Source organism: Enterobacter sp. ENT02, from assembly GCF_019219165.1.
Taxonomy (GTDB): domain Bacteria; phylum Pseudomonadota; class Gammaproteobacteria; order Enterobacterales; family Enterobacteriaceae; genus Enterobacter; species Enterobacter mori.
Window position 1 is genome coordinate 1,296,576 of record NZ_JAHUWD010000001.1, and the last position, 8,688, is coordinate 1,305,263.

Genomic DNA, 8,688 nt, shown 5'->3' on the forward strand with positions numbered 1-8,688 from the left:
GAGGCTTATGCCTTATTCTGACGCCACCATTCAGCCAGCAGTACGCCGGTTGCAACGGAAACGTTCAGGCTTTCCACATTGCCTGTCCCGTCAATAGAGACGCTCAGATCCGCACTGGAGAGCGCCGCATCAGACAGACCATCGCGTTCCTGACCTAACACCAACACCATCTTACGTGGCAACGTCGCTTTAAACAGCGGCGTACCGGCGTGGCTCGAGGTGGTCACGATGGAATAGCCCGCTTTACGGAACTGCTCAAGGGCATCCAGAACGCTGTCGCCGGTGATCGGCTGTACGTGCTCTGCTCCGCCTTCCGCAGTACGGATCGCGGCACCGGATTCCAGCAGCGCGGCATCCTGCAACAGTACGCCTTTCACGCCAAAGTGCGCGCAGCTACGCATCATCGCACCCAGGTTGTGCGGGTTGCCCACATCTTCCAGCGCCAGCACACAGTCATCGGCATCCGCCTGGCTGACCCACTGCTGCACGGTGGTGCCGTTACGTTTTTTGATCAGGAAGCAAACGCCGCCGTGGTGTTCGGTACCGGACGCTTTGGTCAGCTCGGCATCATCCACAACGTGGTAGGCTTTGCGGTTCGCGGCCATCCAGCGCAGCGCTTCTTTGAAGCGCGGAGTCACGCTCTGGATAAACCAGGCGCGGACGATACACTCAGGACGGCTCTGGAATAGGGCCTGACAGGCATTCTCACCATACACGCGGGTCTCTTCCGCACGCTGACGGCGCAGCACTTCCGGGTCGATAAAGCTCTTACCGCTGATACCGCCGTGATCGGCTTTTTCTGGCGTCTCATCGCCAGGAGCGCGAGAAACGGTGCGCCACGGTGAGGCGTTATCGCGTGAGAAGTCATCACGCGGACGATCGTCGCGTGGACGGTCATTACGTGGGCGGTCGGAACGCGGACGGTCATCGCGTTTTCGATCGTCACGTTTGCGGTCATCACCGCGGGTATTTTTGTCATCGCGGGCGGGGCGACGGCCACCGTCTGCACGAGAAGATGCCGGACGCCCACCACCTTTTCCGGTACGCGGATTTTGGGTGCGTTTATCAGAGTCATCATCACTGCGGACATACATCACTTTGACCTTGCCGCTTTTGTTTTTCATTTCGTCGTTCATGCTTTTCTCCACCAGCGCTGCGCGAAGCGCGCAGATTACCCGATGTGCCAGCGCATAGCCATAATTTCGTACAAAAGCCTGTGACTATTGTTCTCATTGAATAAAACGCATTGTTGTTTCAAACAGGCTCATTGATAATATGTAACATATTAGAAACATTATCGGCGTTCTGCCGCTGTTCCACGGCTCTATCAGAGGTTAGTTATGAATACCGTATGTGCCAACTGTCAGGCTCTTAATCGCATTCCGGACGATCGGATGGAAGATGGTGCGAAATGCGGACGTTGTGGCCATGAATTATTTGATGGCGATGTCATTAACGCGACGGGTGCTACGCTGGACAAACTCCTCAAGGACGATCTTCCTGTGGTGGTCGATTTCTGGGCACCGTGGTGCGGCCCCTGCCGCAGCTTTGCGCCGATCTTCGAAGACGTGGCCGAAGAGCGTAGTGGAAAAATGCGTTTCGTTAAGGTGAACACCGAAGCCGAGCGCGAACTGAGCGCACGTTTTCGTATTCGCAGCATCCCGACCATTATGATTTTCAAAAATGGTGAAGTGATCGACATGCTCAACGGCGCAGTTCCGAAGGCACCATTTGAAAGCTGGTTAAACGAGTCGCTGTAACAATCGCGGGGCACATCTTGTGCCCCGTTCTCGCCTCTGCGAAAATAGGGTTTTTCCTGCATTTCGCCCATGACTGATAACGCTGTTCTCCAATTACGCGCCGAACGCCTTGCGCGCGCCACGCGCCCGTTCCTTGCCCGTGGCAACCGTATCCGCCGCTGTCAGCGCTGCCTGCTGCCGCTGAAGGTTTGCCTCTGCGAGACGCTTACCCCGAGTACGGCAGAAAGCCGTTTTTGTCTCGTCATGTTCGATACCGAGCCGATGAAGCCCAGCAATACGGGGCGTCTTATCGCCGATATTTTACCGAATACCGCCGCGTTTCAATGGTCTCGTACAGAACCCCCTCAGGCACTGCTCGATTTAGTCACAAACCCCGACTATCAGCCAATGGTGGTTTTCCCGGCGTCCTACGCGGGAGAACAGCGTCAGGTTCTTTCTGCGCCGCCATCCGGTAAACCGCCGCTGTTTATTATGCTGGACGGCACCTGGACCGAAGCGCGAAAAATGTTCCGCAAAAGCCCCTATCTGGATGCTTTACCGGTGATTTCGGTCGATTTGTCTCGCGTCTCGGCCTATCGCCTGCGTGAAGCCCATGCTGACGGGCAATATTGTACGGCGGAAGTGGCAATTGCGCTTCTGGATCTGGCTGGAGATACCCTGGCCGCCAGCGCGTTAGGCAGCCATTTTTCCTGTTTCCGCGAGCGTTACCTGGCAGGAAAAACCGTTCATAAGGGCAGCGTCACAGCAGCCGAGGCAGAAAGCGTTTAAAATCATCAGGCCGCTTGCATTCACAGGAGAGTTGCATGAGCCAGCGAGGGTTAGAAGCGCTACTACGACCTAAATCCATTGCCGTTATTGGCGCCTCCATGAAGCCGGATCGTGCGGGTTACCTGATGATGCGTAACCTGCTGGCTGGCGGATTTAATGGCCCTGTTATGCCCGTCACCCCTGCTTATAAGGCCGTTCAGGGCGTGCTTGCGTGGCCAGATATTCAGAGCCTGCCCTTCGTTCCCGACCTCGCCATCATCTGTACGCATGCGAAACGGAATCTGGACTTACTGGAGTCACTTGGCCAAAAAGGGTGCAAAACCTGCATTATCCTCTCCTCACCTCCTGAACAGCAGCCAGAACTCCTGGCTTGTGCCGGTCGCTTTCAGATGCGTATTCTGGGGCCAAACAGTCTGGGACTGCTCGCACCATGGCAAGGACTGAACGCCAGCTTCTCCCCGGTGCCTATCCGCAAAGGAAAACTGGCCTTTATCTCGCAGTCGGCAGCCGTATCGAACACCATTCTCGACTGGGCGCAGCAACGTGAGATGGGATTCTCCTACTTCATCGCTCTGGGTGATAGCCTTGATATCGACGTAGATGAACTGCTGGATTTTCTGGCCAGAGACAGTAAAACCAGCGCGATTCTTCTCTACCTTGAGCACTTAAGCGATGCCCGTCGTTTTGTGTCAGCTTCGCGTAGCGCATCGCGCAATAAACCGATCCTGGTCATCAAAAGTGGGCGTAGCCCGGCGGCGCAGCGTCTGCTGAATTCGCATTCAGGTATGGATCCCGCGTGGGATGCCGCGATCCAGCGTGCCGGTTTACTTCGGGTGCAGGATACGCACGAGCTTTTTTCCGCCGTTGAGACGCTGAGCCATATGCGTCCGTTACGCGGCGAAAAGCTAATGATTGTCAGCAATGGGGCGGCACCTGCAGCGCTGGCACTGGATGAGCTCTGGCTACGCAACGGCAAGCTGGCTACGCTCGGCGAAGAGACGCTTCAACACCTGCGTGAGGCATTACCCGCCAGCGTCGCACCAGGCAACCCGCTGGATTTACGCGATGACGCCAGCAGCGAGCGCTATATAAAGGCTATTTCAATTTTGCTGGACAGCCAGGATTTCGACGCGCTCATGATCATCCACTCGCCCAGTGCGGTTGCGCCTGGTACTGAAAGCGCTCGGACGCTCATTGACGCTGTGCGTAATCATCCGCGCGGCAAATACGTTACCGTGCTCACCAACTGGTGCGGTGAATTTTCCTCTCAGGAGGCACGACGGCTGTTCAGTGAAGCCGGGTTGCCGACGTATCGCACACCAGAGGGCACTATCACCGCATTTATGCATATGGTGGAATACCGTCGTAACCAAAAGCAACTGCGTGAAACCCCGGCTTTACCAGGTAACCTGACTGCGAATGCCGTCGACGTCCACCGACTGCTGCAGCAGGCTATCGAAGAGGGGGCGACCTCGCTCGACACGCATGAGGTACAGCCCGTTCTCGGCAGTTACGGCATGCAAACGCTGCCGACATGGATCGCCAGCGACAGCGCGGAAGCCGTCCATATTGCTGAGCAAATTGGCTACCCGGTTGCCCTGAAGCTTCGCTCTCCGGATATCCCACATAAGTCGGATGTTCAGGGCGTAATGTTGTACTTACGCACGGCAGCGGAAGTGCAGCAAGCTGCAGATGCCATTTTCGACCGCGTCAAAATGGCCTGGCCGCAGGCCAGGATCCACGGCCTTCTCGTGCAAAGCATGGCTAACCGAGCAGGCGCCCAGGAGCTACGCGTGGTGGTTGAGCACGATCCGGTCTTTGGGCCGCTGATTATGCTGGGTGAAGGCGGCGTTGACTGGCGACCTGAAGAGCAGGCGGTGGTGGCATTACCGCCATTGAATATGAATCTGGCACGCTATCTGATAATACAGGCGATAAAGAGCAAAAAAATCCGTGGCCGGAGCGCCCTGCGCCCGCTTGATATTGCCGGATTAAGCCAGTTCCTGGTGCGGGTGTCTAACCTGATTGTGGATTGTGCCGAGATTCAGCGGTTGGATATTCACCCGCTGCTCGCCTCCGGCAATGAGTTTATCGCGCTGGATGTCACGCTGGATATTGCGCCATTCACAGGCGACAGAGAGAGCCGTCTGGCGATCCGCCCTTATCCTTTACACCTCGAAGAATGGGTGGAGATGAAAAACGGCGAACGCGCGCTCTTCCGCCCTATTTTGCCGGAAGATGAGCCGCAGCTACGCACGTTCATCTCTCAGGTGACCAAAGAAGATCTTTACTACCGCTACTTTAGCGAGATCAATGAATTCACTCATGATGATTTAGCCAATATGACGCAGATCGACTACGATCGAGAAATGGCGTTTGTGGCCGTACGGCGTTCCGGGCAGAGTGATGAGATCCTTGGCGTGACGCGTGCTATTTCGGATCCGGATAATATCGATGCGGAGTTTGCCGTGCTGGTACGCTCTGATTTGAAAGGCCTGGGCCTGGGGAGACGGCTGCTGGAAAAACTCATCAGTTATACGCGAGATCACGGATTGCTACGCCTGAATGGCATTACTATGCCCAACAATCGCGGTATGGTCACTCTGGCGCGCAAACTGGGTTTTGACGTGGATGTTCAGCTGGACGAAGGGATTGTGGCCTTGTCCCTCCCCCTGACATCAGCAGATAAACAAGAGTAACCTACTGGAAATGTTACCCACTTTTGATAGCACTGGGGTATCATTGTCCGCTTATGTTGTTTGCATGCTACAGACAACCCTTCAATGAACAGAGAAGAAACGCACTGTGATGTTGTCAAAATTCAAGCGTAATAAACATCAACAACACCTTGCTCAACTACCGAAGATTTCTCAGTCAGTTGATGATGTAGAGTTCTTTTACGCTCCCGCTCATTTTCGGGAGACGATCCTGGAAAAGATCGCCAGCGCTACGCGACGTATTTGTATTGTGGCGCTGTATCTTGAACAAGATGAAGGCGGGCGCGCGATCCTGAACGCGCTCTATGAAGCTAAGCGTCAACGTCCAGAGCTGGATGTTCGCGTTCTGGTCGACTGGCACCGTGCACAGCGCGGCCGCATTGGTGCGGCGGCGTCTAACACGAATGCTGACTGGTATTGCCGTACGGCGCAGGAGAACCCTGGCGTAGATGTGCCGGTTTATGGCGTACCGGTCAATACCCGTGAAGCACTCGGCGTTCTGCATTTCAAAGGCTTCATTATTGATGATAGCGTCCTCTACAGTGGCGCGAGTCTGAATGACGTTTATCTCCATCAGCTCGATAAATATCGCTATGACCGCTACCATCTGATTCGCAATGCGCAGATGGCGGATATCATGTTTAACTGGGTTGACAGACACCTGGTACATGGCCGGGGCGTGAACCGTCTCGACGATCCCCATCGACCTAAAAGCCCCGAAATCAAAAACGATGTTCGCACTTTCCGTCAGGAGCTGCGCGATGCGGTGTATCATTTTCAGGGCGATGCCAATAACGAAGAGCTTTCCGTTACGCCACTCGTTGGTTTAGGCAAATCGAGCCTGCTGAACAAGACCATTTTCCATTTAATGCCGTGTGCGGAACAGAAACTGACCATCTGCACGCCGTACTTTAACCTCCCCGCGGTGCTGGTTCGCAATATTATCCAGCTGCTGCGTGATGGTAAAAAAGTGGAAATCATTGTCGGGGATAAAACGGCAAACGACTTCTTCATTCCGGAAGATCAGCCGTTCAAGATTATCGGCGCGTTACCTTATCTCTATGAGATCAACCTGCGTCGATTCCTGAGCCGTTTGCAGTACTATGTGAATACCGACCAACTGGTTGTGCGTCTCTGGAAAGAGGAAGACAACAGCTATCACCTTAAAGGTATGTGGGTCGACGATGAGTGGATGCTGCTAACAGGCAATAACCTGAATCCACGCGCCTGGCGCCTGGATCTGGAAAATGCCATTTTGATCCACGATCCGCAGCATGAATTAGCCGCGAAACGCGAGCGCGAGCTGGAATTGATTCGTACTCATACCACCGTCGTTCGCCATTACCGCGATCTGCAGAGCATTGCCGATTATCCTGTGAAGGTCCGTAAACTTATTCGTCGTTTACGTCGGATCCGGATAGACCGCCTCATCAGCCGTATTCTGTAATGTTCAGGCCCTGTCATTAGCAGGGCTTTTTTATGGAGTTCGTTAATGCGCATCCCTCTCTTATTCGCCCTCTTGTGCCTGACAGGATGTAGCCACATGGCTAACGATAGCTGGTCCGGTCAGGATAAAGCCCAACACTTTATCGCTTCTGCCATGTTGTCCGCTGCCGGTAATGAGTATGCGCAACATCAGGGATACAGCAGGGATCGGAGTGCGGCAATCGGCCTGATGTTCTCAGTAAGCCTTGGAGCATCAAAAGAGCTTTGGGACAGCCGCCCCGCAGGGAGCGGCTGGAGCTGGAAAGACTTTGCCTGGGATGTCGCCGGCGCAACGACCGGCTATGCCGTGTGGCAGATGGCGCATTATTAAAGTCGAATACCTTTGCCCTTGCGGTGCAGCATCAGGGACACGATGAAAGCCAGAGCCCCCATCACCGTGACATACCAGAAAAACGTTGTTTCACTGCCCCATGATTTTAGCGACAGGGCAACGTATTCCGCGGACCCGCCAAAAATCGCATTCGCCACTGCATACGAAAGCCCAACCCCCAGCGCACGAACCTGAGCCGGGAACATTTCCGCCTTGAGTATGCCGCTGATCGAGGTATAGAAACTAACGATCACCATCGCCACCATCACCAGCGCAAATGCCGCATACGGTGAGGAAACATGCTGAAGCGCAGTCAAAATGGGGACGGTACATAATGCAGATAATCCGCCAAAAATGAGCATCGACGTACGTCGACCCATCTTATCCGAGAGCGCTCCGATGAGCGGTTGTATGAGCATAAAAACAAATAAAGCCACCGTCATGACAACGCTGGCGACATTCGCATGCATACCTGTAGTGTTCACCAGATACTTCTGCATATAAGTGGTGAAAGTGTAAAAACTGAGAGAGCCGCCCGCAGTAAAGCCCAGCACCATCAGGAAAGCCTTGCGGTTACGCCATAGCCCTTTGAATGTTCCCGCTTCCTTCAGCGTTCTGACTTCCTTCTGAGAGGTCTCATCTAACTGACGACGCAGCCAAAGTGCGACGATAGCCAGTACTGCGCCCATGGCGAAAGGAATCCGCCACCCCCAGGTGTGAAGCTGTTCATCCGTCAAAATCTGCTGCAGGATCACCACGACAAGGATGGCCAACAGTTGACCACCAATTAGCGTGACGTACTGGAATGAGGCGTAAAAACCTTTACGGCCTTCCAGTGCAATCTCACTCATGTAAGTCGCGCTGGTACCGTATTCGCCCCCGACTGATAGCCCCTGGAATAAGCGAGCCAGCAAAAGTAGCGCCGGTGCCCATGTACCAATCGTTTCATACCCTGGCAAACAGGCGATCACCAGCGAGCCAAAGCACATCATACAAACCGAGATCAGCATGGATGCCTTACGACCACGACGATCCGCAATGCGACCGAACAGCCAGCCACCGATTGGTCGCATTAAGAATCCTGCAGCGAATACCCCTGCCGTTTGTAGCAACTGCGTCGTGGTGTTACCGGATGGAAAGAAAATATGTGCGAAATAGAGTGAACAGAATGAATAGACGTAAAAGTCGAACCATTCAACAAGGTTCCCTGAAGAGGCACTGACGATTGCCCATACCCTTCTGCGGGTATCACTGTTAGCCAGCGTCCCGTTTGATGCAATGCTTTCTGTCATTGTGATTATGCTCCAGCCATAAACAGCGGCGTGTTGAGTCCAGAAAGACTCGATCGCCTCGTAAATGAAATGTTATAATTTTGTTATAACAGACATTGCGATGAAGATCACACATTCCATTAGCAGGATAAGCGATTAGGAAAAAGGCTAATTAAGAGAAAATCCAAAAGCAAAAAACCCCGCACCTTTCGGTACGGGGTTCTTCTAATTGATGCCTGGCAGTTCCCTACTCTCACATGGGGAGACCCCACACTACCATCGGCGCTACGGCGTTTCACTTCTGAGTTCGGCATGGGGTCAGGTGGGACCACCGCGCTAAAGCCGCCAGGCAAATT

8 protein-coding genes and 1 rRNA gene are annotated in these 8,688 nt (G+C 54.0%); 6 read left to right on the forward strand and 3 right to left on the reverse strand.

All coding sequences use genetic code 11. The features are described from left to right. Window positions 1-5: 5 nt before the first annotated feature. Entirely contained in the window at window positions 6-1,136 is a 1,131-nt protein-coding gene (locus tag KW829_RS05920; protein ID WP_089598418.1) for a tRNA/rRNA methyltransferase, read from the reverse strand. Between the two features lie 204 nt (window positions 1,137-1,340). On the opposite strand from KW829_RS05920, the gene trxC reads away from it, so the two are divergent. The 6 genes from trxC to KW829_RS05950 all read left to right on the forward strand — a co-directional run bounded on the left by trxC (window position 1,341) and on the right by KW829_RS05950 (window position 7,061). Further along, the gene (trxC, locus tag KW829_RS05925) at window positions 1,341-1,760 is read left to right on the forward strand and encodes a thioredoxin TrxC (RefSeq protein WP_089598419.1); all 420 of its coding nucleotides are present in this window, start codon (window positions 1,341-1,343) and stop codon (window positions 1,758-1,760) included. Between the two features lie 69 nt (window positions 1,761-1,829). Then, window positions 1,830-2,528, forward strand: a complete 699-nt coding sequence (tapT, locus tag KW829_RS05930) for a tRNA-uridine aminocarboxypropyltransferase (RefSeq protein WP_089598420.1) — start codon at window positions 1,830-1,832, stop codon at window positions 2,526-2,528. 35 nt (window positions 2,529-2,563) lie between these two features. Next, window positions 2,564-5,227 carry a protein lysine acetyltransferase gene (gene pat / locus KW829_RS05935; RefSeq protein WP_218307793.1) on the forward strand — a complete coding sequence of 888 codons (2,664 nt, stop codon included), beginning with the start codon at window positions 2,564-2,566 and terminating at the stop codon, window positions 5,225-5,227. An 84-nt stretch (window positions 5,228-5,311) separates the two neighbouring features. Beyond that, window positions 5,312-5,359, forward strand: a complete 48-nt coding sequence (locus tag KW829_RS05940) for a hypothetical protein (protein WP_214594211.1) — start codon at window positions 5,312-5,314, stop codon at window positions 5,357-5,359. Beyond that, window positions 5,340-6,692 carry a CDP-diacylglycerol--serine O-phosphatidyltransferase gene (pssA, locus tag KW829_RS05945; protein ID WP_237702340.1) on the forward strand — a complete coding sequence of 451 codons (1,353 nt, stop codon included), beginning with the start codon at window positions 5,340-5,342 and terminating at the stop codon, window positions 6,690-6,692. Before KW829_RS05940 ends, pssA begins: the two co-directional genes overlap by 20 nt. A gap of 45 nt (window positions 6,693-6,737) precedes the next feature. Beyond that, window positions 6,738-7,061: a YfiM family lipoprotein gene (locus KW829_RS05950; RefSeq protein ID WP_010434103.1), complete on the forward strand. Its 324-nt coding sequence runs from the start codon at window positions 6,738-6,740 to the stop codon at window positions 7,059-7,061. On the opposite strand, the gene KW829_RS05955 is transcribed toward KW829_RS05950, so the two are convergent. Further along, the gene (locus tag KW829_RS05955) at window positions 7,058-8,353 is read right to left on the reverse strand and encodes an MFS transporter (RefSeq protein ID WP_029485167.1); all 1,296 of its coding nucleotides are present in this window, start codon (window positions 8,351-8,353) and stop codon (window positions 7,058-7,060) included. The two genes, KW829_RS05950 and KW829_RS05955, sit on opposite strands and share 4 nt — an antisense overlap. Before the next feature lie 213 nt (window positions 8,354-8,566). Next, a 5S ribosomal RNA gene (rrf, locus tag KW829_RS05960) occupies window positions 8,567-8,682 on the reverse strand. Window positions 8,683-8,688: the final 6 nt, after the last annotated feature.

Excerpts from the sequence above, each read along its gene's own strand:
- KW829_RS05955 (WP_029485167.1), bottom strand. The coding sequence starts at position 8,353 with ATGACAGAAAGCATTGCATCAAACGGGACGCTGGCTAACAGTGATACC.
- trxC (WP_089598419.1), top strand. The coding sequence starts at position 1,341 with ATGAATACCGTATGTGCCAACTGTCAGGCTCTTAATCGCATTCCGGAC.
- KW829_RS05950 (WP_010434103.1), top strand. The coding sequence starts at position 6,738 with ATGCGCATCCCTCTCTTATTCGCCCTCTTGTGCCTGACAGGATGTAGC.
- pat (WP_218307793.1), top strand. The coding sequence starts at position 2,564 with ATGAGCCAGCGAGGGTTAGAAGCGCTACTACGACCTAAATCCATTGCC.
- KW829_RS05920 (WP_089598418.1), bottom strand. The coding sequence starts at position 1,136 with ATGAACGACGAAATGAAAAACAAAAGCGGCAAGGTCAAAGTGATGTAT.
- tapT (WP_089598420.1), top strand. The coding sequence starts at position 1,830 with ATGACTGATAACGCTGTTCTCCAATTACGCGCCGAACGCCTTGCGCGC.